Raw genomic sequence first — 23,338 nt, forward strand, 5'->3', positions numbered from 1 at the left:
TCCATCGCGTCCGGAATCGCGTCCGGGCGGTGCCTTCGCCGACGGACAGTAGCCCTCGAAGCGGGCCTCGGGTGCCCAGGAGTGCCACTGGCACTGATCGGCCACGGCGGGCGTCGATAATGCGAGGCATGACGAACGCGAAACTCGGCGAGGCCCTCCGCCTCCTCGGCGTCGGCGAGCCCGCCGTGCGGGTCTATCTGGCGCTCCTGGACCAGGCTCCGGCTCCGCTGGACGCGATCGGGACGGAGACCGGTCTGGGCGGCGCGGAGCTCGCGGCGGCCTATGGGGAGCTGGCCGACGCCGGTCTGGCGAGCGCGGCCGACGAGGGTGCGGACGCGGTGGCTCCGGTGCCGCCGGCGGCCGGTCTGGAGATCCTGGCCCGGCACCGGGCGGCCGAGCTGGAGGAGTCGCGGCTCGCGGTCGGCGGCGCGTTCGAGTCGTTCCGGCGCCGGCGCCTCGCGGCGTACGACGCCCCGCTCGTGGAGGTCGTCACGGGGGAGGCGGTCGGTTCCCGGATGCGGCAGGCGTGGGCGAGCGCCCGCGAGCAGATCCGGCAGTTCGAGTCCCCTCCGTACTTCCCCCACCCGGGCGCGACGGACGACGCGCTGGCCACGCTGGCGCGCGGGGTGAACCAGCGTGTCATCTACTCCCGCGAGTCGCTGGAGTACCCGGGCCGTCTGGCGGAGGCCATCGAACCGGCCGTCGAGGCCGGCGAGCAGGCCCGGGTGCTGCCGTCCGTGCCGGTCAAACTGGTGATCATCGACGAGGCGTACGCACTGGTGTCGCTGTCGATCCGGGAGGCCGACGTGCACAACTCGATGCTGGTGGTGCAGCCGTGCGGGCTGCTCTCGGCGCTCGTGGCCCTGTTCGAGCAGTCCTGGCAGAACGCGCTGCCGTTCCACGGCCGCACCACCCGCCCCGGCGGCCTGCCGCCCGCCGACCGGCGTCTGCTGTGGCTCCTCGCGGGCGGTGCGAGCGACGAGGTCGTCGCCCGCGAGCTCGGGATCAGCCGCCGCACGCTGTTCCGCCGCCTCCAGATCCTGATGGCCCGTCTGGGCGCGGCGAACCGCTTCCAGCTGGCGCTCCAGGCCCAGCGCGCGGGCTGGCTCTGACAGCGACCGGCGAGACAGCGACCGGCGAGACAGCGGCTGGGCGCTAGGCGTTCATGAACGCGCCGACCGGCAGGGCGCGTCCGGCGACCCGTACGTCGCCGATCCAGCCCCGGAAGAGCTGGTCGAGGCCGCCGCCGTACTCGTATCCGCCGAGCAGCCAGGAGAGCCCGAGCGTGGTCAGGCCGTTGGCGGGGGTGGCCGGGTTGCGGGCGACCGGGCAGCCGTCGACGTACAGGGTGGTGTGCCGGCCGTCGTTGACGACGGCGGCGTGCCACCAGGTGTCGAGCGGGAGTTCGTGGCTCCAGTTGCTGACGAGCCGGTTCTGGCTCAGGGGCGCCGCGGCCCACTGGAGGGCGTGGCCGTCGGAGAGCGAGAGGGTGGCGACGGGCTCGTCCTGGTCGCCCTCCTTCCCGGCGGCGGCCAGGGTGCCCTGGCGGCTGAGGATCGCGGACCAGGCGTTGCGGGAGCTCGTCCAGTCGGCGGGCAGCTTGAAGAACGCCTCGACGGTGAAGCCGGCCCGGAAGGTCGCGGTGTCCAGCGGCGCGCCCTTGGCCGTACGCAGGAAGGCGCCGCGCAGCGGAGGCCGGCCGCCGTCGAAGTGGAGGCTGCCGTGTCCGGGCTGGTCGGGGTGGTGCTCGGCGGACCAGCGCAGGGCGTCGGCGGGGCTGCCGGGGACGGTCGTACGGATCAGGTCGTTGCCGTGCCCGGAGAGGTCGGGGACGCGCAGCGTCTCGTCGGCCGGGGAGCCGTCCTCGCGGCCGGTGTCGAAGCGCCAGTACGCGAGCGTGCCGGGGACCAGCATCCGGGCGGCGGGGCGGGGGCGGCGCGGGGCGACGGGGGCGAAGCCGGCGAAGCGCTTCTCGAAGTCGATCGGGACGGAGAAGGAGTTGTCCGGGTCGGTGAGTTCGAGCTCGTGCCGCTCCAGGGAGTTGAGGCGGCCCTCCGCCTCCTTGGCGAGCAGCCACGGGGAGAAGGTGGAGACGTCGACGGTGTTCCTGGCGAGGTCGAAGCGGTAGAGCCGGATCATCGCGCTGCCGCCGAAGTACCGGTCCTGGTAGTTGGTGAGGTGCAGGTGGACGTCGTTGCCGGCCGCGTTCTTCCGCGCGGTGCGCCCGGCCGGCCAGTAGTGGCCGTTGAGGGTGAGGAAGATCTGGTCGTTGTCCTCGATCAGCTCGTCCCACAGGTGCTGTCCGTGCGCGGAGAGCTCCGCCGTGCCGTCCCCGGCGTCGGCGTGCACGAGGTCGTGGGTGGTGAGGACGACCGGGGTGTTCGGGTGCTGGGCGATGACGCCGCGCGCCCAGGCGAGGCCGGCGGCCGAGGGCCGCCAGTCGAGGGCGAGGACCAGCCACTGGCGGCCCGCCGCGCGGAGCAGGTGGAAGGTGTTGTACCCGTCCGGGGAGGCACCGCCGAAGGTGCGCAGGGGGCGCAGGCGCTTGGGGCCGAAGGCGTCGAGGTAGGCGCTGCGGCCGCGCTGGTCGTCGGTGCGCGCGTCGATGTCGTGGTTCCCCGCGAGGACGCTGTACCCGGCGCCGCGCCGGTCGAGGAGCCGGAACACCTCGCCGAGCGGCGCGAATTCCTCGGGGCGGCCGTTCTCGGTGAGGTCGCCCAGGTGGGACAGGAAGACGATGTTCTCGTCGTGGGCCTGGTCGAGGAGGTGGCGCAGGGCGGCCTCGACGGGCTCCTTGTGGATGCTCGCGCCGTCGAAGAGGTACTGGGTGTCGGGCATGACGGCGAGTGTGAAGCGCGGGCTCTCCGCGTCGGGCCCGGGGCGCCGGCGCGTTCCGGCAACGTTGTCGGCGGCGGTCGCGGAGGCGCTCGTGCCGCCCGCGATGCCCACGGTCGCGGAGGCCGCGGCGGCGACCCCGGCCGCCCGAAGAACCGCCCGGCGGCCCGTACCTGTGGAACTGGACATGCGTGCTCCCCACCCCTCGTTCGACGTGACGCCCGCACGCTAGGGCCGCCTCACGCGCCCCGGGCCCCGCATCGGCGACGCCGGGAAGAAGAGTGAGTGAACGGGCCGCCGGTCACATGGACGCGGCGGCCCTCACGGCTCACCCGTGTGTCTGCCCGTGGATCAGCGGTTCTCGGGCAGGTCCTGCTCGGCCGGGAGCGCCGTCGGCGTCTGCGCGTCGAGCGCCGCGCGGGACGAGGACTTCGCCGCCGGGGCCGGCTTCTTGCCGCAGAACGCGGCCTCCAGCGTGCCGCCGAGCGCGGTGTTGGCCTCGCCGCGGTTGGACGTGTTCGCCATCGCGGCGAGGCTGCGGCGGCCGTCGCGGGTCGCGAAGGTGTACGTGTAGAAGCCCTGCACGGTCCCGGTGTGGCCGAACACCTGCGTCCCGCAGGACAGGTCGTAGCGGCGCAGGCCGAGGCCGTAGTGCCGGGTGTTGGTGGCGTCCGTCGGGGTGACCGTGGTCATCGCCTCGAGCATGCGCGGCGACAGCAGGCGGCCCCGCATCAGCGCGGTGGTGAAGGTGTTCAGGTCCGCCGGGTTGGAGATGACCGCACCGGCCGACTGCGCCCAGGACACGGTCTGTTCCGTGGAGTCCACGAGCGCGCCGCCGGCCTCGTCGGGGTGCAGGTAGCCACGCACCTGGAGCCCGGCGATCTTGGTGTCGGGGTGGACGTACGAGGTGTTCCGGAGCCCGAGCCGCTTGAAGATGCGACGCTCGTACTCCTGGCCCACCGGCTTGCCGGTGAGCTTCTCGATGAGCATGCCGACGACGACGAAGTTGGCGTTCGAGTACTTGTACGACACGCCGGGCTCCGTGGTGCGCGGCTCGCTCAGGGAGAGGTCGACCAGTTCCTGGTAGCTGAAGACCCGGTTCCGTACGGCCTCGAAGCCGGGCACCGTCTGGTTGAACATGGCGTTGGTGTAGTCGGCCAACCCGCTGCGGTGGGTGAGCAGGTGACGCACCGTGATCCTGTCGTCGGGCAGCAGCCCGGGCAGGTAGTGGTTGACCGGCTGGTCGAGCTCGACCTTGCCCTCGTCCACCAGCTGGAGCAGCACGACGGAGGAGAAGGTCTTGCTGACGCTGCCGATCCGGAAGCGCGCCTGGGTGTCCATGGCGGCGCCCGAGACCCGGTCGCGGACGCCGAGGGCGCGCGTCTTGGTGCCAGTGGGGCCGGTGTAGCGGGCCATGGCGCCCGGAGCGCCCTGGTCCATGGCGGCCTTCAGCGCTCCGGCGACGCCCTCCATGTCGGGGAATTGACCGGGGCCGGGGCGGCCGGCGTCGGCCGCGACGAGCGCGTCGGTGGCGGTGGGTGCGGCGGCGGGGGCGGGGGCGGCGACCGCGCTGGTGGCGGGCGCGACACCGGCGGCGAGTGCGGCGACCAGGGTGGCGCTGACGGCAAGGCGTCTTTTCGGCGACAGGTGCACGTGGATTCCCTCGGCTCGTTCGACGCGGCACCCAGTCGGCGGTGTGCCGCGGGGTTCCGGCCGAACCGGGCGCGGTGCGCGCGGTCTCCGGAACCCATGGATCATGAGTGCCAACGTCCGTAAACGGTTCCTGACACGGGCCACGGGTTCCGGAGCACGTCCTTCCGTCCTATCTGGTGGCGGAGTGCCTCAGGCGCGGCAGCGCAGCATCACCAGCGGCGGGCTCGTGTAGAGGTCGGCCCAGAACTCCTCGCCGTACTCGCGGACACCCTCGTCGGACACCTGAAGCGGAACCCACTCCAGCTCGCTGAACCCGGCCGCCCGCAGGCTCTCCTCGTAGACCTCGCGGCGCGGGCACGAGGCGACGATGCTGATCGGCTGCGGGTCGAGGAGCGCCGTGACCCGCACGCGCGGACCCGTCTCGCTCTCCTCGCCGGTCGGCTCGCAGCGGAAGCCGTACGCGTCCAGGGAGGCGCAGTCGAAGGTGTAGTCGGGCCGCTGGGCGAGCACGAAGAACTCACCGCCCGGGACCAGGCTGCTGTGGATGCCGCGGCACATCCGCTCCATCGCCGCGATGTCCTCGGCGTAGTTGAGACACTGCACGGCGAGGGCGATGTCGAAGCGCTGGTCGAGCGCCCGCAGTTCGCTGACGTCACCGACCTCGTAGCGCACGCCCAGCGGGTCGCGCCGCTCGATGTCCCGCGCGGCGGCGATCATCTCGGTGGAGATGTCGACGCCGAAGACGTCTGAGGCGCCGCGGCGCTTGAACTCCCTGCTGTAGAAGCCGGTGCCGCAGGCGAGGTCGAGCACCGACCTGCCGCTCACGTCGCCGACCAGTCCCAGGAAGCTCGGCACCTCCCCGTAGCGGATCAACGGCAGGGACTTGAATCCCTCGAACGCCTCACCGATCTTGTCGTACTGATGCACGGTCACGTGCTCCCCCTCTTCTTCATCCCCGCTTCATCCGGCCGTTGGCGGCCGTGGCGACGAGTCTCCTCCGCCCTCGGGCGGCGGCCGTACTGGCGGATGGCACGAAAAGCGGGCGGGGCGACCTGCCCATCGCCCAACACGACCGCGCGCGGTCGTGCGCGGACGCGCGGGGCTCCGATGAGTTCCGGAGCTGTGGGCGGTCCACCCTTCAGCACTGCCGGCCACCGGCTGCCCGGCCGCGGCGCGCCGTCGTCGTGCGCGACCGACGGCCCGGTGCGAGGCTGGCGACAAAGCACCCCAGAAGGGAAATCTCATGATCACCACCGACCCCGTACCCGGCACCCCCTGCTGGATCGACCTCGGGGCACCCGACGTACCGGCCGCGGCGGCCTTCTACGGCACCGTGCTCGGCTGGGAGTACGAGGCCATGGAGGGCGGTGAGGGTGGCGACGGCGGCAGCGGCGAGGACATGGAAGGCGGGATGTTCCGCAAGGACGGCAAGATCGTCGCGGGGCTCGGCAAGCTCACCGAGACGGGGGCGCGCTCGGCCTGGATGATCTACTACAGCGTCGAGGACGCGGACGCCACGACCCGGGCGGTCGAGCAGGCGGGCGGCACGGTCCGGGTCGCCCCGATGGACCTCGGCGAGTGGGGCCGGATGGCGCAGTACAGCGACCCGCTGGGCGGCCAGTTCGCCGTCTGGCAGCCCGGCAAGGACAGCGGTGTAGAGCTCGTCGACGCGCCGGGCTCGCTCTCCTGGACGGAGCTGTACACGAGCGACGCGGCGGCCGCGAAGCGGTTCTACGGCGATGTACTCGGCTGGTGGTACAGCGACATGGAGCTGCCGGGCGGCGGCGGTACGTACTCCCTGGTCACCCCGGCCGGCCTGTCCGAGGACCGGATGCAGGGCGGCATCATGGGCATGCGCGCGGAGGACCTGACGCTGACGAACGGCCGGCCGTACTGGCACCCGGTCTTCGACGTCGAGGACTGCGACGCGGCGGTCGCCCGGGTGACGGCGAACGGCGGCAGTGTCCAGATGGGCCCGGACGACGCGGAGGGGGTCGGACGCCTTGCGGTGTGCGTGGACCCGTCGAACGCGGACTTCGTGCTCCTGACTCCGGAAAAGCCCTGACGAGCCTCGCCCATATGATCAACTGATCAACATGAAGGCGGCAACGCGACACCACGACCACAGAGGCCCGACGATCGATGGCGAACCAGCGCGTGTACCTCGTGACCGGCGGCGGAACGGGCATCGGGGCGGCGACGGCCCGGCTGCTGTGCGCGGCGGGTCACCACGTGGTGATCTCGGGGCGCCGCCCCGAGCCCCTGCACCTCGTCGCCGAGGAGACCGGCGCGCTGGCCGTCCCGTCCGACATCGACGACCCCGACGCGGTACGCGCGCTCGTCGACGCGGCGGTCACCGCCCACGGCCGCCTCGACGGGGTGGTCCTCAACGCCGGTATCGGGCGCGGCGGGGGCGTCGGCGAGGTGACCCTCGACGACTGGGACGCGGTGATGCGGACGAACCTCACCGGCCCGTTCCACCTGCTGCGCGCCGCGCTCCCGCATCTGCTGGAGGCGCGGGGCGCGGTGGTCGCCGTGGCCTCGGTCTCCGCCCTGCGCAACGGCGTCGGCAACGCGGCGTACGCGACCTCCAAGGCGGCGCTCCTCCAGCTCTGCCGCTCGCTCGCCGTCGACTACGGGGCGGCCGGGCTGCGCGCCAATACGGTGTGCCCGAGCTGGGTGCGCACGGACATGGCGGACCGCCGCATGAGCCGCTTCGCGGACGAGGAGGGCCTCGACGACATCGACGCGGCGTACCGCGAGGTGACCCGCGTCCTCCCGACCGGCCGCCCGGGCGAGCCCCGCGAGGTCGCGGAAGCCGTCGCGTGGCTCCTGTCCCCGGCCGCGTCCTTCGTCAACGGAGCGGTCCTGACAGTCGACGGCGGCGCCACAGCCCTGGACCCCGGCACCCTCGCCTTCGACTTCCACCTCACGCCTCGCACTCCGGACGCCTGAGGCCCGAGGCCTGAAGCTCTGAGGACCGACGCGGCTGTTCGTCCCACTCGGCCCACCCGCGCCACCCGTTCACGCGGCTGGATTTGCACCCTTGTGGGCGGACCTGCCCTTCCGTCACCTTCGGCAGCGACACCCGTGTCGATCACGAGGGGGACCTGTTGGCCCACCCGACCGCATCCGAAACCCGACCCTTGACCCTGTGGACCGGCCGCGCGCTTCTGCGCTGGGCGCGCCTCCTCCAACGTACGGTCGCGTCCCGTGACCGTCGTCGCGCCCACGTGGCCCGGCGGAACGCCGCCATGCGCGCCGCGTGCGAGCGTGGTGTCGACCGGGAGACGATCGCCCGAACGATCGGACTGAGCCAGGCCCATGTGAGTCAGGCACTGCGAGGAGAGCCCACCACCGAGTAGTTCCGCCGGCCGCGGCAGTCGGCGGCGGCCCGCCCGAGGTGGCCGGTTCGTGCCCCCGTTCCGCGCTCGGAACGGGGGCACGTCCGCAAGGGCGTCACCCGACGCGGCGGAGGGCCTCCGGGGTCAGGTCTGTGAGGGTGGGGTAGCCGTCTACGGCCATCAGGAGGTCGGCTTCCGCGAGGAGGGAGCGGAGGACGTGGATCAGGCCGTCGACGCCGCCGAGGGCGAGGCCGTAGGCGTAGGGGCGGCCCACGGCGACCGCGGTGGCGCCGAGGGCTAGGGCCTTGATGATGTCCGTACCGCTGCGTACGCCCGAGTCGAAGATCACGGGAAGGCCGTCGGCGGCCTCGACGACCTCGGGCAGGGCGTCGAGCGCGGCGAGGCCGCCGTTGGCCTGGCGGCCGCCGTGGTTGGAGCAGTAGACGCCGTCCACTCCCCCGTCCTTGGCACGGCGTACGTCCTCGGGGTGGCAGAGGCCCTTCACGATCAGCGGGAGCGAGGTCAGGGAGCGTAGCCACGGGAGGTCTTCCCAGGTCAGCGGGTTGCCGAAGACGCCCGCCCAGTGCAGCACCGCCGCGCCGGCGTTCTCCTCCGGGGGCTGGGCGAGCGCCGCGCGGAAGACCGGGTCGCTGGTGTAGTTCGCCAGGCAGTGGCCCCTCAGCTGGGGGAAGTTGCTCGTCGCCAGGTCCCTCGGGCGCCATCCGGTCACCCATGTGTCGAGCGTGACCACGATGCCCCGGAACCCGGCCTTCTCGGCGCGCTCCACCAGGCTCGCGGCAAGATCCCGGTCCGTGGGCGTGTAGAGCTGGAAGAACCCCGGAGTCGAGCCGAACTCGGCCGCGACCTCCTCCAGCGGGTCCACCGACAGCGTCGAGGCGATCATCGGCACCCCGGTGGCAGCCGCGGCGCGCGGCGGCCAGGTCGCCGTGCCCGTCCTGCGCGCACAGGCCCAGCACCCCGATCGGCGCCATCATGAGCGGCGAGGGCAGAGACAGCCCGAACATGGACACCGACATGTCCCGTTCCTTGGCGCCCACGAACATCCGGGGGATCACCCCGTGACGGGCGAAGGCGGCGACGTTCGCCCGCTGCGTGTGCTCGTCACCGGCCCCGCCCGCCACGTACGACCACACCGACGGCGACAGCGCCGCGCGCGCCTTCTCCTCCCAGCCCTCGTACGACATCGGGAATCGCGGCAGAACCCCGCCCAGCCCGTTGAGGTAGATCTCGTTCTGATACTCGCCGAACGCGCCCACTGTGCTCCCCACTCCCTCGACAGCTTGTGGGGGTGATTCAAGCCGTCAGGTCCGCCAGCAGTCCACGGACGCGCGCCTCGATCTCGTCCCGGATCGGCCGGACCGCGTCCACGCCCTGGCCGGCCGGGTCGTCGAGGGTCCAGTCGAGGTACCGCTTGCCGGGGAAGACGGGGCAGGCGTCACCGCAGCCCATGGTGATCACGACGTCGGACGCCTGGACGGCCTCGACGGTGAGCACCTTCGGCGTCTCGGCGGCGATGTCGATTCCGACCTCGGCCATCGCCGCTACCACGGCCGGGTTCACGGCGTCGGCCGGCGCCGAGCCCGCCGAGCGGACCTCGACCCGGCCTTCGCCGAGGTGCGTGAGGAAGGCGGCGGCCATCTGCGAACGACCGGCGTTGTGGACACAGACGAACAGCACGGACGGGCGCGACGGAGACGGCGACGGGGACGGGTGCATGGGAGGTCTCTCCGGGAGGTTCAGCGGGTGGCGGGGACGGCAGGAAGCGCGGCGGTCGAGCGCTCGCCGAAGACCAGGGCCGCCAGGCCCAGGCCGACGGCGGCGCCCACGAGTTGCGCGATGACGAACGCGGGGACGGAGGCCGGGGCGATCCCGGCGAAGGAGTCGGTGAAGGCCCGGCCGATCGTCACGGCCGGGTTCGCGAAGGAGGTGGAGGAGGTGAACCAGTAGGCCGCCCCGATGAACCCGGCCACCGCGACCGGCGCGAGGTTCGCTCGGCCGACGCGGGGCAGGCCGAAGACCACCAGGAGCAGCCCTGCGGTCGCCACCACCTCGCCCAGCCAGAGGTGGGGCGAGGAACGGTCATGACTGGACAAGGCCGCCAGCCGGGCGCCGAACATCGCGTTCGCCAGTACCGCTCCGGTGATCGCGCCCACGATCTGGGCGGGCACGTACGCCCCCACCTCCCGCGCCGAGGGACCGGCGCCCGAGCGGCGGCCGGCGGCCCAGGCCGCGAGCGTGACCGCCGGGTTGAAGTGGGCGCCCGAGACCGGTCCGAACAGCACGATCAACACCCCGAGCCCGAACACGGTCGCCAGGCAATTCGCCAACAACTGGATGCCGACGTCGTCCGACAGCTCGGTGGCCTGGATGCCGGAGCCGACCACGACCGCCACCAGAGCCGCCGTGCCGACGGCTTCGGCGGCCACCCGGCGGCCCAGCGGAACAGGCGCCTCCCTCACGCCGTCGCTCCGGCCGGCAGCGGGGCCTTCAGGACCGTCGCGAGCCGCTCCAGCGTCGCGGGCAGAACCCAGTAGTAGACCCAGGTCCCGCGCCGCTCGCAGTCGACGAGGCCGGCCTGGCGCAGCAGCTTGAGGTGGTGGGAGATCGTGGGCTGGGACAGTTCGAAGGCCGGTGTCAGCTCACAGACACAGACCTCGCCCCCGTCCCGGGAGGCGATCATCGACAGCAGCCGCAGCCGGACCGGATCCCCCAGGGCCTTGAAGACCCTCGCGAGGTCCTGCACCTCCGCCTCGTCCAGCGGCGCGGACGCCAACCCCGCACAGCAGGCGTCGTCGGCGCTCTCTTGATTCGACATGCGTCTATGTTGACGTTCTTCGATCCAGAGCACAAGCTTGTATCGAAGCTCATCGATACAGCCATCATCGCCGTCGTCGTCGGGAGCCGTCGCCATGAACCAGCAGTCCACCGACCTGCGCGAGACCGTACGCCGCCGCTACGCCGCGGCCGCCCTCCAGGTCATCGAGGGCGGCACCGCCTGTTGCGGCCCCCAGGCCGTCGAAGTGGACGAGAACTTCGGCGGAGCGCTCTACGCCGACGACGAGCGCGGCGGACTGCCCGCCGAGGCCGTCGCCGCCTCCCTCGGCTGCGGCAACCCCACGGCCGTCGCCGAGCTGAACGAGGGCGAGCGCGTCCTCGACCTCGGGTCGGGCGGCGGCATCGACGTCCTCCTCTCCGCCCGCCGGGTCGGCCCGACGGGCAGGGCGTACGGCCTGGACATGACCGACGAGATGCTCACCCTGGCCCTGGCCAACGCGGCGAAGGCGGGCGCGACGAACGTGGAGTTCCTCAAGGGGACCATCGAGGCGATCCCGCTGCCCGCCGCCACGATCGACGTCGTCATCTCCAACTGCGTGATCAACCTGTCCACCGACAAGCAGGCCGTGTTCGCCGAGACGTTCCGCGTCCTAGCGCCGGGCGGTCGCCTCGGCGTCTCCGACGTCGTCGCCGACGACGCCCTCACCACCGAGCAGCGGGCCGAACGCGGGGACTATGTCAGCTGCGTCGCGGGCGCGCTGACCTTCGCCGAGTACCGCCACGGCCTCGAAGCCGCCGGGTTCACCGACATCGACATCACCACGACCCACACGGTCGCCGACGGCATGCACGCGGCCATCGTCCGGGCGGTCAAGCCCGGCGACTGACGCCACGTCCTGACCATCAGCGCGCGCCGAACACCTGGGTCCAGTAGGGGCCGCCCTGGTCATGGATGCCGATCCCGATCTCCTTGAAGTCGCAGTTGAGGATGTTCGCCCGGTGGCCGGGGCTGTTCATCCAGGACTCCATCACCTGCTCCGGGCTGCTCTGCCCCATGGCGATGTTCTCGCCGTACGTCGACCAGGGGTAGCCGGTGGCCGTGACGCGCTCGCCCGGACCGTTCCCGTCGGGGTTGGTGTGGTCGAAGTAGTCCCTGGCGGCCATGTCCTGGGAGTGGCCCTGCGCCGCCCTCGTCAGCTGCGAGTTCGCCGTCAGGGGGCTGCAACCGGCCTTCGCCCGCTCGGCGTTGACCAGACTGATCACCTGGTCGGCCGTGGAGTCCGAGCCCGTGGGGGCCGTCGTCGCCGTGACCTTCGGCTTCGGCTTCGGCTTGGGCTTGGCCGCGGGCGACGAGGTCCGGGGAGCCGCCGTCTTCGACGGCGTGGCCTTCGCGGTGCGGCTCGGACGGGCGGACGGTGTCGCCGTCGCACTGGCCGACGCCGACGCCGAGGCGGAGGCCGAGGTCGAGGGGGTCTCCAGGAGCGTGGTCGGGTCCTGCCCGAAGGCCAGATCCGGGCCGGGAGCCGCGGCGCGGTTCGCGTCCACGGTCTCCCCGTCCCCATCGGGTCCGGCGTTCAGGTAGAAGGCGCCGCCGGTGACCGCCACGACCGCCATGCCCGCGGCGACGACGGCCCTGCGCCGACCACGCCGCTGCTCCTGCGCCCTCCGCCGCCGCGCTGCCCGCGAGCTGCGGGGACCGGCGAGGTGTGTTGCGGGTACGGGACTGATGGTGGTGGTGGCGCTCTGGGGCTCGTACGGCGCCATCGGCTCGTACTGTGCCGTCGGCTCGTACTGTGCCGTCGGCTCGTACTGTGCCGTCGGCTCGTACGGCTCGTACGCGGGCTCCCCGTACTGCGCCGGTATCTCGTACGCCTCGTACGCCTGCGTCCCGTACGCCCCGTTTGTGTCGTACGCCCCCGGCGTCCCGTACTGGTACCCCGTACTCGCCGCCGCCGCCGTCAGTCCGAAGCCCGCGCTCTCCCGTACCGAGGCGAGCAGCCACGCCGACGGCGGGACCAGGAGCAGCCCCGCCAGGAGCCCCTCGGCCGGGACGAGGTTGCTCCAGAGGCCGGCGCAGTGCGCGCAGCCGCGCGCGTGGCGGGCTATGCGCTTGCGCCAGAGGGCGGAGGGGCGGCCGTCCCAGGTGCCGAGCTCGGAGCGGAGGGCGGGGCACGGCGGGTTCTCCGTCAGGGCCCGGACGACGACGCGGGCGGTGTCGAGCTGCGCCTTCATCCGCTGCACCCGCACCGCGGTGTGCTCCGTGGACAGGCCGAGGGCCGCCGCCACCTCGTAGCGGGTCAGTTCCCCGGCGCACTCCAGCCACCAGAGCGACAGCAGCGCGCTGTCGTCCGGCTCCAGCCAGCGCGTGGCCTCGGCGGTCTCGCGGCGCTGGCCGGACAGGTGGAGGCTGACCAGGGTCAGGTCCACGAAGTCGGCACCGGGGTGCGCGAGGTCACGGGCGTCGTCGAGGACGCCCATGTGGAGGCGGGACTGCTGCTTGTGCCAGTGGCCGCGGATCCCGTTCATGGCGATGGCCACGAGCCAGGACCGGAAGCTGTCCGGGGCACGGAGGGAGCCGAGGCCGTCGAGCGCCCGCAGCATCGTCTCCTGCACCACGTCGTCGACGTCGTGGTGGCCGTTCAGGGCCCGGCCCACGATGTTGTAGACGAGGGGCAGGTAGGCGGCGATGAGCTGGTCCTGTGCCCACAGGTCCCCGCTCTGCGCCGCCCTCACGAGCTCCGTGCCGTGCTGCGTGCCGTACTGCGTTCCCATGCCCTGGTTCACTCTGCCTGTCCCGCCTGTTGTCGATGCCGGCAGTTGGGAGACCCCGGGGTATCCCGCTGATAACAGAAATCGGCGAAAGTTTTGCGGCAGAGTAGTACACAGGAGCGAACACGAGCGGTCGCCCCTGCCTTCACGCTGGTCAGAGACCCCTCAGACGCGTAGCCACACCGCCGTGTCCTGAGGCAGCCGCCCCTCGGCGTCGAGCGGTCCGCCGGCGAGCAGGATCCGCTCGTGCGGCGGCAGCGCGGCGGGCGTCGGCGCGAGGTTCACGACGCACACCAGGCCCTCCGGGCGGGCCAGCGCGAGTACGCCCTCCTCGGCCGGCAGCCAGGTCATGGGCCCGTCGCCGAAGCCCGCCTCGGCCCGGCGCAGCGCGAGGGCCGTCCGGTACAGCGCGAGCATCGACTCCGGGTCGGTGCGCTGGCGGTCCACCGCGTACCGCGCCCAGTCCCTGGGCTGGGGCAGCCACGGTTCGGACTCCGAGCCGAAGCCGTACCAGGGCGCTTCGGCGGCCCAGGGCAGCGGGACGCGGCAGCCGTCGCGGCCGGGGTCGACGCCCTCGGAGCGGGCGTGCATGGGGTCCTCGATGCGGTCGCGCGGGATGTCGGCCTCGGGGAGTCCGAGCTCCTCGCCCTGGTACACGTACACCGATCCGGGCAGCGCGAGGGTGAGCAGCGCGGCGGCCCGGGCCCGGCGGGTGCCGAGGCCGAGGTCGGTGGGGGTGCCGAAGGCCTTCTTCGCGAAGTCGAAGCCGGTGTCGGCGCGCCCGTAGCGGGTGACGGTCCGGGTGACGTCGTGGTTGCAGAGGACCCACGTCGCGGGGGCTCCGACGGGCGCGTGCTCGGCGAGGGTGTCGTCGATGGTGCGGCGCAGCCGGTCCGCCTCCCAGGGGCAGGAGAGGAAGGAGAAGTTGAAGGCGGTGTGCAGCTCGTCGGGGCGGAGGTAGCGGGCGAACCGTTCGGAGTCCGGCAGCCAGACCTCGCCGACGAAGACGCCCTGGTAGGTGTCGGCGATCGCGCGCCAGGAGCGGTAGATGTCATGGAGTTCGTCCTGGTCGATGTACGGGTGGGGGTCGACGCCCTCGACGAAGTCGGCGAGGGCCGGGTCCTTGGCAAGCAGCGCGGCGGAGTCGATACGCACGCCGGCGACGCCGCGCTCGAACCAGAAGCGCAGGACGTCCTCGTGCTCGCGGCGGACCTCCGGGTGGGCCCAGTTGAGGTCGGGCTGCTCGGGGGTGAAGAGATGGAGGTACCACTCGCCGTCCTCGACCCTGGTCCAGGTCGCGCCGGAGAACTGCGAGGGCCAGTCGTTGGGCGGGAGTTCGCCGCGCTCGCCGCGGCCGGGGCGGAAGTGGAACCGCTCGCGCTCGGGGCTGCCGGGTCCGGCGGCCAGGGCCGCGCGGAACCAGGCGTGCTGGTCGGAGACGTGGTTGGGGACGATGTCGACGATCACGCGGATGGAGAGCTCGCGGGCTTCGGCGATGAGCTTCTCGGCCTCGGCGAGGGTGCCGAAGGCGGGGTCGATGGTGCGGTAGTCGGCGACGTCGTAGCCGCCGTCCACGAGCGGGGAGAGGTACCAGGGGGTGAACCAGACGGCGTCGACGCCCAGTTCGGCGAGGTAGGGCAGTCTCGCCCGGACGCCCGCGAGGTCCCCGGTGCCGTCGCCGTCTCCGTCGGCGAAGCTGCGTGGGTACACCTGGTAGATGACGGCGTCGCGCCACCAGTCGTCGGTGCGGTGCGAGTTCGGGGCTGCCACGTGACGGTCCTTTCGGGCAGGTCGGGGTTCTTCGCCGCCGGCCCGGTTGCTGCGGGGCGTGTCGGACGGGCCGGCGACGAAGGTCTGGGGGTGCGGAGGCGGGGCAGGGCGGCGCTGTCAGCCCTTGAGTCCGCCCGCGGTGAGGCCGCTCATGATGTTGCGCTGGAAGACCAGGAAGATGAGCAGGGTCGGCACGGAGGCGATGGTGAGCGCGGCGATGAGCACGTTCACGGGTACGCCGTTGGAGAGCGAGTAGATGCCGACGTTGAGGGTCTGCGTCGCCGGGTCGGGGAGGGTGAGCATCGGCCAGAGGAAGTCCTTCCAGACCCCCACCACGGCGAAGATCGACACCACGCCCAGGATCGGCCGTGAGATGGGCAGCACGATCGACCACAGGATGCGCGTGGGCGAGGCGCCGTCCATGGAGGCCGCGTCGAGGAGTTCCCTCGGGATCGAGTCGAAGAACCGCTTGAGCAGGAAGATGTTGAAGGCGTTGGTCACGGACGGGAGCCAGATCGCCCAGGGCGTGTTCAGCAGGTTGCGCTCGATGACGGGCACGTCCAGGACGGTGAGGTACTGCGGTACGACGAGGACGGTCGCCGGGATCATCAGGGTCGCCAGCATCAGGCCGAGGATCGCCTTGCCGAGGACGGGCCGCAGTTTGGAGAGCGAGTAGGCGGCCGCCACGTCGAGGACGAGTTGGAAGGCGAGCGCGCCGAACGCGTAGTAGAGGGTGTTGAAGAGCAGGGTGGCGAGGTCCATGACCTCCCAGGCGCGGGTGTAGTTCGCCGGCTCGAAGGTGCCGGGCACCAGGGTCGGCGGTGTCTGGATCACCTCCTGGGCGTCCTTGAAGCCGCTCGTCACCAGCCAGTACAGGGGGCCGAGGAACGCCAGGGTGAAGCCGCCGACGACCACGGCGAAGACGGTCCAGTAGATGACCCTGGCGCGGGGGCGGGCGAGCTGCGCCGGCGAGATGAGGGTACGTGTCGACATGCTGGTTCTCCCCCGGTCCTACTCGTCCTCGGCGCGGCTGAGCTTCACGTACGCGGCCGAGAAGCCGGCCAGGAGTACGAGGAGGAGCAGGCCGAGCGCCGCCGCGGCACCGTAGTTGTTGAAGTTGAAGGCGTATTGGTAGATGAGGTAGACGACGGTCGTGGTGGAGCCTTCGGGTCCCGCGCCGCCGGTCAGCAGGAAGGGTTCGACGAAGACCTGCATGGTCGCGATGATCTGCATGAGCAGCATCAGCGAGAGGATGAGCCGGGTCTGCGGGATGGTGACGTGCCAGATCTTGCGGAAGAGCCCGGCGCCGTCCAGTTCGGCCGCCTCGTACAGCTCGCCGGGGATGGACTGGAGCGCGGCCAGGTAGATGAGGGCCGCGCCGCCCATGTTCATCCAGGTCGAGGCGATGACGACGGAGAGCATCGAGAGGTCGGGGTCCTGGAGCCACTGCTGCTCGGGCAGGTGGAGGGACCGGAAGAGCTCGTTGAGCAGGCCGTAGCCGGGGTCGTACAGGTACTTGAAGAGGAGGACGGAGGCGACCGGCGGGAGCATCACGGGGAGGTAGACGAGCAGCCGGAGGTAGCCCTGTCCGTGGTGGAACTCGTTGATGACGATCGCCACGACGAACGGCACGGCGAAGCCGAAGACGAGCGCGAGCACGGTGAACAGGAGCGTGTTGCGCCAGGCCTGCCAGAAGGCCGGGTCGTTGAAGACGGTGACGAGGTTGTCGAATCCGACCCAGGTGGTCTGGCCGCTCTCGGTCTTCTGGAAGGCCAGGAAGAACTCCCTGACCATCGGGTACCAGGAGAAGACCGCGAAGCAGAGGACCGCGCCGATGAGGAACCCGTGGGCGGTGAGGTTGCGCCGCAGGCTCTTCGCGAACCGCCCGCCGGGGGGCGCGTGGTCCGCCTCGTGCGGCGGTGAGGGGCGGGGGGAACCCGCCTTGCTCGGGGTCAGGCTGGGGGCCGACATCGTCGCTCGCTCCTTGATGCTGGGCTGCCCGGTGATCTGCCGGGTGGTCTTCCGATGGATGGTCGGGGCCCGGGCGGGGCGGCGCGTCGGTCCGCCCCTGCCCGGGATCCGGTCATCCGGTCACCCGGTGGCGAGGACCTGGTTGACCTGCGTCTCGGCGGTGGCGAGCAGCTTGTCGACGTCGGCGTCCTTGTTGGTGAGGATGCCGGACATCACGTTGTCGAGGACCTTGTAGATCTCCTGGGCCTTCGGCGGCTCCGCCTTGCCCGCGACCGGGTTGTCCATGAAGGCCTTGAAGTTGGCGACCGGCATGGTGGCGTGCTCCACGCGGGCGGCGTCGTCCTTGCCCTTGGAGTCGTTCAGCCAGAAGTTGGGCTGCGGGACGCCGACCGGCAGGCCGTCCTGCTTGGTGCGTGCCCAGTCGAACTGGCCCTTGCCGACGCTGAGGTTCTTGAAGTTGAGCCAGGCGACCGCGGCCTTGATCTTGTCGCCGGAGATCCCCTTCTTGACCATGTAGTTGTTGCCGCCGGCCAGGGTGGCCTTCTCGCCGGGGATCGGCCCCATGCCGAAGTTCTCGTACTTCGCGCCGAGTTGCTGGACCATGTACGCGATGTCGTCGGGCGCCGCGAGGAACATGCCGAGCTTGTCGGTCGCGATCTGCTTCTGCAGGTCGCCCCACTTGAGCAGCTGGGTCTTGCCCATGCTGTCGTCCTCCCAGCGCATGGCGTGGAGGTTCTTCACGACCTGCTTGCCCAGCTCGTTGTTGAAGGCGGCCTTCTTGCCGCTCGCGTCGACGACGTCTCCGCCCAGGCTGTACAGCTGCGCGGTGAAGTGCCAGCCGCCCGTGTTGCCCGCGCTGTACTCGCCGAAGCCGGCTGTGCCGTTGCCGAGTGCGGCGATCTTCTTGGCGGCGGCGCGGACCTCCTCCCAGGTGCGCGGCGGGGCGTCGGGGTCGAGGCCGGCCTGCTGGAAGAGCTTGCGGTTGATGAGCAGGCCCATCGTGTAGTTGCTGGTGGGCAGGCCGTAGAGCTTGCCGTCCTGCTTGAGGGAGGCGAGGACGTTCGGGTCGATGTCCTTCAGGAGCGGGACGCTCTTGTCGTTGACGTACGCGGTGATGTCGGCGGCGCCGTCGTTGTCCAGGACCTGCTGCAGGTCGGTGAAGTACGTGTAGAAGACGTCCGGCTGGGACTTGGCCTTGAGCATCGCGGTGAAGCGGGGCGGTTCGAGGCACTGGCCGGCGGTGGAGCGGCCCTCGATCGTGACGTTCGGGTACGTCTTGTTGAAGGTGGCGACGTCCTCCTTCCACTCCTTGAGCTCGGCCGCCTTCGCCGCCGGGGGCATGCAGTCGATGGTGAGCGTCACCTTGGTCTTCGGGTCCAACGGGGCGGTGGGGTCGGACGATCCGCCGCCCTCGGAACCACCGCCGCCGTTGTTGTCGCTGCTGCTCGTGCCGCAGGCGGCGAGCACGGTCAGCGTGAGCGCGGAGACGAGGGTGACCGCGCTGGCGCGGCGCGTACGGCGGAACCGGGCACTTCTCATGGGTGGTCCCCTTCGGGCATGAACGTGGAGGTCGCCCCACCGCCGGTGCGTTCTGTGGGGCGCGCCACACTCAACCACCCCCAACATGTGAACGCAAGATATCGCGCCGATTTCGTAATTGCCTGACAGAAACGAGAAGAAGGCCGGTGCAAGCAGCCGCAAGCCGCCTGCACCGGCCTCACCGGGCCCGTGTCCCGCCCGGGGTGTCGCCGGACCCGCTAGGGGTTGACGTTGATCTTGAAGGTGGACGTGGTGTTACGGATGTCCACCGCGTTGCCGCTCAGCTCGAGGCCGTTGAAGGTCACCTCCCCCACGGCCGGCCCCTGACCGGACTCCGGCAGCTCGTTGGCCCACAGACCGAAGCCCGACTTCGCGTCGTACGCGTCGCCGCTCCTGCGCGCGCCCGTGATCGAGATGTCCGTGAACACGGTGTCCTTGATGGGGAACTGCGGCTGCCCGCCGACGTAGTTCGTCTGGAACATCACGCCGCTGTACGTCGGGTCGACGATGTCGACATGGCTGACCCTGATCCCCTGGAAGACCTTGGAGGCGGAGAACACCCAGATGCCCGGGAAGGTCTGCGCGCCCCAGAAGTGCCCGCCGGCCCGGACGATCGAGATGTTCTCGAAGGTCGTGGGATCGGTGCCGAAGCCGTTCATCGGATAGCCGAAGTCCAGCGAGGAGATGGTGATCCCGGAGTAGACGAGGGTGTCGGCGATGTGGATGTTGCGGAAGGTGTTGTTGTAGCCGCCGTAGACGGCGACTCCCGCGGCCCGCCAGGTCAGCGTCGACGTCAGGTTCTCGTAGACGTTGTTCTTCATGTCCGCGCCGCCCGCGTCGATCGCGGAGAAGAGCGCGAAGCTGTCGTCACCGGTGGCCCGCGCGTCGTTGTTGGTCACGAGGTTGTCGGTGGAGCCGTTGGTCATGTTGATGCCGTCCGCGAACATGTTCCGGATCCGCGAGTTGCGAATCGTGATCCGGTCCGTGTTCGCGCCCCAGTACAGGCACACCATGTGCTCGTTCCAGATGTCGTCGATGACGATGTCCGTGACGTTCGCGAAGTCGAAGACCTTGCCGGGGCCGTCGATCCGCGAGGTGTAGTTGCCGAAGTAGGCGAAGCCCTTGAAGAGCGAGCCCTTGGCCGCCGCCTCTGCCCGGAAGCCGACGTCGGTGTTGTCCTGCGCGGCGGGCGCGTGGAACTTCGCGTACCAGGGGCCGGCGCCGACGACCTTCACGGGCTTGCCGTACACCTGGAACTTGCTCGACGTCTGGTAGTCGCCCGGCGGCAGGTAGACCCCGACGAGGGTGCCCGTCGTGTCCATACGTACCCGGTCGAGCGCGTTCTGGACGTCCTGGTGGCCGAAGCCCGCCGGGACCGTGTACGTGGCCGGGTCGGGGTTCGCGACCGGCGCGACCTGCTCCAGGTTGACGAAGTCGACCGCGTAGTACGACTGGTTGTTCGCGGCGTCCTTCTGCAGCCGGATCCTGCTGCCCGCCCGCACGGTCTCGCCGAGCATGATGTTCGCCTCGTCGTAGATGTGCCGCGGGGCGCCCGAGCCCGGGGAGTTGCCGGGCGCGGCCTCGGCGCCGTACAGCCAGGAGTACTTCGAGGTCACCGGGAGCGCCTTCTTGAACACCCCGTCGACGTAGACGTTGATCGTGGAGTCCACGCCACCGCCACCCGGGGCGTCGGGCAGCGAGACCCGGGCGACCAGGGTGTTGGTGTCGGCGCGGGTGGTGAACTCGACGTACTCGCCCGTCGCGTCCAGGTTCACGGCCTTGCGGCCCGAGGCCTCGCCCGCGATGTCGCCGACTGTCCGGTTAGGCCCGACGACCTGCGCGCCTCCCCCGGCGGTGCCGTCCTCCGCCTCGTACATGTCGTACGGCATGTTGGCGCCGCGGCCGACGAAGAGCGGCTGGGTGGACGTGTTGTTGGCGCGCTTGACCGGCAGCTCGTTGGCGTCGTCGGCGAGGACGACCTTCACGGTGTACGAGCCGTTGGCCGCGGTCCAGGGGCCGAGGCCCACCTCGGCCGCGGCCCCGGCCGCGAGGGCTCCGCTGTGCGCCCCGGTCAGCGTCCTGACCGTGGCGCCCGTGGAGTCGAGCAGGGTGAGGGTGACGCCGTGGCTGCCCGGGGCGCTCGCCACGGTGCCCTGGTTCTTCACGGCCACCTTGAAGGTCACCGCCTGACCGGCGGCCGGGCTGGACGGCGAGGTGGTCACGGAGGCCGCGACCAGGTCCGAACTGGAGACCGGCCTGACCACCAAGGCGGTGGGGCTGGTGAACGTGTTGTTGGACTCGTTCTGCTCGATGACCGCGCCCGCCTCGTCGGCGACCGCGCTCAGCTCGTACGAACCGGCGTCCCGTGCGCCGATGGAGGCGCCGACCGTGGTCTGGGCGCCTGCGGCCAGGACCCCGACCTGGGCAATGGCGACCTTGGTGCCGCCCAGGCGCAGCGCCACGGCGCTCGCGGGCGCGGCGGCCGGGCCGCTGTTGCGGACGGTCGCGCTCACCGTGATCGGGTCCGACTCGACCGGTGAGGTGGGCGAGGCGGTCAGGCCGGTGACCTCCAGGTCCGGGTTGGGCGCCGGGACGCCGATGACCTGGAGCTCGGCGAGCTGGCCGGCCGAGGCGCCGGAGTTGGCGGTGAACTTCAGCTGGACGTCGGCGACCCGGGCGGAGACCGGGATCGTGACGGTGTTGCCGCTCGCCGGGTCGAAGGTGTAGCTCTTCGCCGCGACGAGGCCGGTCTGGCCGGAGGCGCTCTGCTCGCGGCCGAGGACCTCGATCGTCTGGCTCCGGGTGGCCCAGGCTCCGTCCGGGTTGAGCTTGAGGACGAGCCGGTCGAGGTCGGCGTTGGAGCCCAGCTTCACGGTGAGGGTCTGGGGGTAGCTGCCGCCCGCGCCCTCCCAGTACGTCGCCACGTTGTTGTCGTTGGCGTTCACGGCGGCGTAGGTGTGCACCATGGAGGAGGCGGCGATCTCCTTGCCGACCGCCAGGTCGGAGCCCGTGCCGCCGGTGCCGTCGCGGGTCACGGCGTTACTGTTGGCCGACTGGTTGCCGGCCCCGTCCTTGGCGCGGACGTGGTACGTGACGGTGGCGGAGGCCGGCTGGGTGTCGGTGTACGTGGTGACGTTGCCGGCCACGCTGCCTCGGAGCGTGTTGTTGGCGTAGACGTCGTAGCCGGTGACGCCCACGTTGTCCGACGAGGCGTTCCAGGCCAGCCGGATCTGCCCGGCCGCGGGCGCGGTGAGCTGGAGGTTCGCGGGCGCCGTGGGTGCCTGGGTGTCCCCGGTGTCGCCGGTGCGGGTCACGGTGTTGCTGTCGGCCGACTGGTTGCCCGCCGCGTCCCTGGCGCGGACGAGGTAGGTCACCGTCTGGTTCGCCGGCCGGGTGTCGGTGAACGTGGTGACTCCCCCGGCGACGCTGCTGAGCAGGGCGCCGTTGGCGTAGATGTCGTAGCCCGTCACGCCGACGTTGTCGGTGGCCGCGTTCCAGGTGAGCCGGATCTGGTCGGTGGCGGGCTGGGTGAGGGCGAGGCTCGCGGGCGCGGAAGGTGCCTGCGTGTCGCCGGTCTCCGGGCCGTAGACCTCCAGCTCGGAGAGCTGTCCGGCGGGCTGCACGCTGTTCGCGGTGACGAGGACGCGGAGGTGGCGGGTGGTGGCGGCGTCGAAGGTGATCGTCGCGGTGTGTCCGCCGGCGGCGTCGAAGGTGTACGCCTGGGAGGCGGTCAGGTCGGTGAAGTCGGTGCCGTTGGTGCTGCCCTGGATCTTGAGGGTCTGGCTGCGCGTCTCCCAGCCGGACGGCAGCCGCAGGACGACCCGGTCGATGCGGACGGCGGAGCCGAGGTCCGCCTGGATCCACTGCGGGAGGGCGTTGTTGGCGCTCTCCCAGTAGGTGGCCCGGTTGCCGTCGTTGGCGTTGCCCGCCCCGTACACCTGGGTGTGGCTGCTCGCGGTCAGGGTGCGGCCGGCCGCGAGGTTGACGGAGGAGGCGTCGGCGGCGTGCACCTCCAGCTCGGAGAGCTGGGCGGCCTGCCAGCCGGTGTTGGCGGTGACGGCGATCCGGACGAACCGCGTCTGGGTCGCGGGGAACGTGACCGTGACGGTGTTGGCCGTACCGGGGCTGAAGGTGTAGGTGGCGGAGTTCTTGAGGGTGGCGAAGCTCGTGCCGTCGGCGCTGCCCTGGACGGAGAGCGTCTGGTTACGGCTCTCCCAGCCGGCGGGCAGCTTCAGGACCACCTCGTCCACGCGGGTCGTGGCGCCGAGGTCGGCCTGGACCCACTGGGGCAGGCCGCTGCCGGCGCTCTGCCAGTACGAGCCCTGGTTGCCGTCGGTGATGTTCGCGGCGCCGTACTCGGCCAGGGCACTGCTGCCCGCCGCGGCGTCGCCCAGGGCGATGTTGGGGCCGCCCGCGGCCTGCGCGGGCGCGCTCATCAGCGGACCGCCCAGTGCCAGGAGACTGGTCGCGACCACGGCGCTCAGGAACCGCGGTCTCCATGCGGAGATGCTCATCTGTCCTCTCAGTCCTCTCAGGTCCTCGATCTCGGCCTCGCGCCCGACCGGCGGCGAGGCACGGCTCAGTGGCGGGGGCGCCCCCGCGCACGGGGCGCCCCCCCGGGGCGTGTTGGTCGGGGGGGGGGGGGGGGGGGACAAGGAAGG

Annotated in this window: 17 protein-coding genes and 1 pseudogene; 5 read left to right on the top strand and 13 right to left on the bottom strand. The window is 71.4% G+C overall.

The window, feature by feature from the left end:
• The first annotated feature begins 128 nt into the window (after positions 1 to 128).
• Positions 129 to 1,112, top strand: a complete 984-nt coding sequence (locus ACFWRO_RS16700; RefSeq protein WP_384510455.1) for a LuxR family transcriptional regulator — start codon at positions 129 to 131, stop codon at positions 1,110 to 1,112.
• Between the two features lie 43 nt (positions 1,113 to 1,155).
• Here ACFWRO_RS16700 and ACFWRO_RS16705 read toward each other — a convergent pair whose 3' ends face one another.
• From ACFWRO_RS16705 to ACFWRO_RS16715, 3 genes are all read right to left on the bottom strand, one after another.
• On the bottom strand, positions 1,156 to 3,024 hold the full coding sequence (locus ACFWRO_RS16705; RefSeq protein WP_384510458.1) for a LamG-like jellyroll fold domain-containing protein: 1,869 nt from the start codon (positions 3,022 to 3,024) through the stop codon (positions 1,156 to 1,158).
• A 162-nt stretch (positions 3,025 to 3,186) separates the two neighbouring features.
• A complete protein-coding gene (locus ACFWRO_RS16710) occupies positions 3,187 to 4,488 on the bottom strand; it encodes a serine hydrolase domain-containing protein (protein WP_384510460.1) in 1,302 nt (433 codons plus the stop codon).
• Between the two features lie 189 nt (positions 4,489 to 4,677).
• A complete protein-coding gene (locus ACFWRO_RS16715) occupies positions 4,678 to 5,421 on the bottom strand; it encodes a class I SAM-dependent methyltransferase (protein ID WP_384510463.1) in 744 nt (247 codons plus the stop codon).
• Positions 5,422 to 5,731: 310 nt separating this feature from the next.
• On the opposite strand from ACFWRO_RS16715, the gene ACFWRO_RS16720 reads away from it, so the two are divergent.
• The 3 genes from ACFWRO_RS16720 (at position 5,732) to ACFWRO_RS16730 (ending at position 7,853) form a co-directional block, all read left to right on the top strand.
• Positions 5,732 to 6,553, top strand: a complete 822-nt coding sequence (locus ACFWRO_RS16720; RefSeq protein WP_384510465.1) for a VOC family protein — start codon at positions 5,732 to 5,734, stop codon at positions 6,551 to 6,553.
• A 77-nt stretch (positions 6,554 to 6,630) separates the two neighbouring features.
• Complete coding sequence (locus tag ACFWRO_RS16725) at positions 6,631 to 7,443, top strand: SDR family NAD(P)-dependent oxidoreductase (protein ID WP_384510468.1); 813 nt, start codon at positions 6,631 to 6,633, stop codon at positions 7,441 to 7,443.
• A gap of 191 nt (positions 7,444 to 7,634) precedes the next feature.
• Positions 7,635 to 7,853, top strand: a complete 219-nt coding sequence (locus ACFWRO_RS16730) for a hypothetical protein (RefSeq protein ID WP_384510471.1) — start codon at positions 7,635 to 7,637, stop codon at positions 7,851 to 7,853.
• 94 nt (positions 7,854 to 7,947) lie between these two features.
• Here ACFWRO_RS16730 and ACFWRO_RS16735 read toward each other — a convergent pair.
• The 4 genes and pseudogenes from ACFWRO_RS16735 to ACFWRO_RS16750 form a co-directional block, all read right to left on the bottom strand.
• Positions 7,948 to 9,121 (bottom strand): annotated as a pseudogene (locus tag ACFWRO_RS16735) (alpha-hydroxy-acid oxidizing protein).
• A 25-nt stretch (positions 9,122 to 9,146) separates the two neighbouring features.
• On the bottom strand, positions 9,147 to 9,569 hold the full coding sequence (locus ACFWRO_RS16740; RefSeq protein ID WP_384510474.1) for an arsenate reductase ArsC: 423 nt from the start codon (positions 9,567 to 9,569) through the stop codon (positions 9,147 to 9,149).
• A gap of 20 nt (positions 9,570 to 9,589) precedes the next feature.
• On the bottom strand, positions 9,590 to 10,312 hold the full coding sequence (locus ACFWRO_RS16745) for an aquaporin (protein ID WP_384510477.1): 723 nt from the start codon (positions 10,310 to 10,312) through the stop codon (positions 9,590 to 9,592).
• Positions 10,309 to 10,668 carry an ArsR/SmtB family transcription factor gene (locus ACFWRO_RS16750; protein WP_384510479.1) on the bottom strand — a complete coding sequence of 120 codons (360 nt, stop codon included), beginning with the start codon at positions 10,666 to 10,668 and terminating at the stop codon, positions 10,309 to 10,311. Before ACFWRO_RS16750 ends, ACFWRO_RS16745 begins: the two co-directional genes overlap by 4 nt.
• Positions 10,669 to 10,762: 94 nt before the next feature.
• Here ACFWRO_RS16750 and arsM point away from each other — a divergent pair, with 94 nt between their 5' ends.
• On the top strand, positions 10,763 to 11,515 hold the full coding sequence (gene arsM, locus ACFWRO_RS16755; RefSeq protein ID WP_384510481.1) for an arsenite methyltransferase: 753 nt from the start codon (positions 10,763 to 10,765) through the stop codon (positions 11,513 to 11,515).
• 16 nt (positions 11,516 to 11,531) lie between these two features.
• On the opposite strand, the gene ACFWRO_RS16760 is transcribed toward arsM, so the two are convergent.
• The 6 genes from ACFWRO_RS16760 to ACFWRO_RS16785 all read right to left on the bottom strand — a co-directional run bounded on the left by ACFWRO_RS16760 (position 11,532) and on the right by ACFWRO_RS16785 (position 23,191).
• Positions 11,532 to 13,400, bottom strand: coding sequence for a sigma-70 family RNA polymerase sigma factor (locus tag ACFWRO_RS16760; RefSeq protein WP_384510484.1), 1,869 nt, complete (start codon positions 13,398 to 13,400; stop codon positions 11,532 to 11,534).
• A 162-nt stretch (positions 13,401 to 13,562) separates the two neighbouring features.
• Complete coding sequence (locus tag ACFWRO_RS16765) at positions 13,563 to 15,167, bottom strand: glycoside hydrolase family 13 protein (protein WP_384510487.1); 1,605 nt, start codon at positions 15,165 to 15,167, stop codon at positions 13,563 to 13,565.
• A gap of 117 nt (positions 15,168 to 15,284) precedes the next feature.
• Positions 15,285 to 16,160: a carbohydrate ABC transporter permease gene (locus tag ACFWRO_RS16770; protein ID WP_384510489.1), complete on the bottom strand. Its 876-nt coding sequence runs from the start codon at positions 16,158 to 16,160 to the stop codon at positions 15,285 to 15,287.
• Between the two features lie 18 nt (positions 16,161 to 16,178).
• On the bottom strand, positions 16,179 to 17,138 hold the full coding sequence (locus ACFWRO_RS16775) for a carbohydrate ABC transporter permease (RefSeq protein ID WP_384510492.1): 960 nt from the start codon (positions 17,136 to 17,138) through the stop codon (positions 16,179 to 16,181).
• Between the two features lie 120 nt (positions 17,139 to 17,258).
• Positions 17,259 to 18,677 carry an ABC transporter substrate-binding protein gene (locus tag ACFWRO_RS16780; RefSeq protein WP_384510495.1) on the bottom strand — a complete coding sequence of 473 codons (1,419 nt, stop codon included), beginning with the start codon at positions 18,675 to 18,677 and terminating at the stop codon, positions 17,259 to 17,261.
• Positions 18,678 to 18,895: 218 nt separating this feature from the next.
• Positions 18,896 to 23,191 (bottom strand): discoidin domain-containing protein, encoded by a 4,296-nt coding sequence (locus ACFWRO_RS16785; protein ID WP_384510498.1) that lies wholly within the window; start codon positions 23,189 to 23,191, stop codon positions 18,896 to 18,898.
• Positions 23,192 to 23,338: the final 147 nt, after the last annotated feature.

The sequence above is a fragment of the Streptomyces sp. NPDC058579 genome, assembly GCF_042718575.1.
In the GTDB taxonomy this organism is placed as follows: Bacteria; Actinomycetota; Actinomycetes; order Streptomycetales; family Streptomycetaceae; genus Streptomyces.

Bases quoted from the DNA above. Each gene is read 5' to 3' on its own strand.
- ACFWRO_RS16760 (WP_384510484.1), bottom strand. From the start codon at position 13,400: ATGGGAACGCAGTACGGCACGCAGCACGGCACGGAGCTCGTGAGGGCG.
- ACFWRO_RS16775 (WP_384510492.1), bottom strand. From the start codon at position 17,138: ATGTCGGCCCCCAGCCTGACCCCGAGCAAGGCGGGTTCCCCCCGCCCC.
- ACFWRO_RS16750 (WP_384510479.1), bottom strand. From the start codon at position 10,668: ATGTCGAATCAAGAGAGCGCCGACGACGCCTGCTGTGCGGGGTTGGCG.
- ACFWRO_RS16785 (WP_384510498.1), bottom strand. From the start codon at position 23,191: ATGAGCATCTCCGCATGGAGACCGCGGTTCCTGAGCGCCGTGGTCGCG.
- ACFWRO_RS16720 (WP_384510465.1), top strand. From the start codon at position 5,732: ATGATCACCACCGACCCCGTACCCGGCACCCCCTGCTGGATCGACCTC.
- ACFWRO_RS16770 (WP_384510489.1), bottom strand. From the start codon at position 16,160: ATGTCGACACGTACCCTCATCTCGCCGGCGCAGCTCGCCCGCCCCCGC.
- ACFWRO_RS16740 (WP_384510474.1), bottom strand. From the start codon at position 9,569: ATGCACCCGTCCCCGTCGCCGTCTCCGTCGCGCCCGTCCGTGCTGTTC.
- arsM (WP_384510481.1), top strand. From the start codon at position 10,763: ATGAACCAGCAGTCCACCGACCTGCGCGAGACCGTACGCCGCCGCTAC.
- ACFWRO_RS16705 (WP_384510458.1), bottom strand. From the start codon at position 3,024: ATGTCCAGTTCCACAGGTACGGGCCGCCGGGCGGTTCTTCGGGCGGCC.
- ACFWRO_RS16780 (WP_384510495.1), bottom strand. From the start codon at position 18,677: ATGAGAAGTGCCCGGTTCCGCCGTACGCGCCGCGCCAGCGCGGTCACC.
- ACFWRO_RS16725 (WP_384510468.1), top strand. From the start codon at position 6,631: ATGGCGAACCAGCGCGTGTACCTCGTGACCGGCGGCGGAACGGGCATC.
- ACFWRO_RS16700 (WP_384510455.1), top strand. From the start codon at position 129: ATGACGAACGCGAAACTCGGCGAGGCCCTCCGCCTCCTCGGCGTCGGC.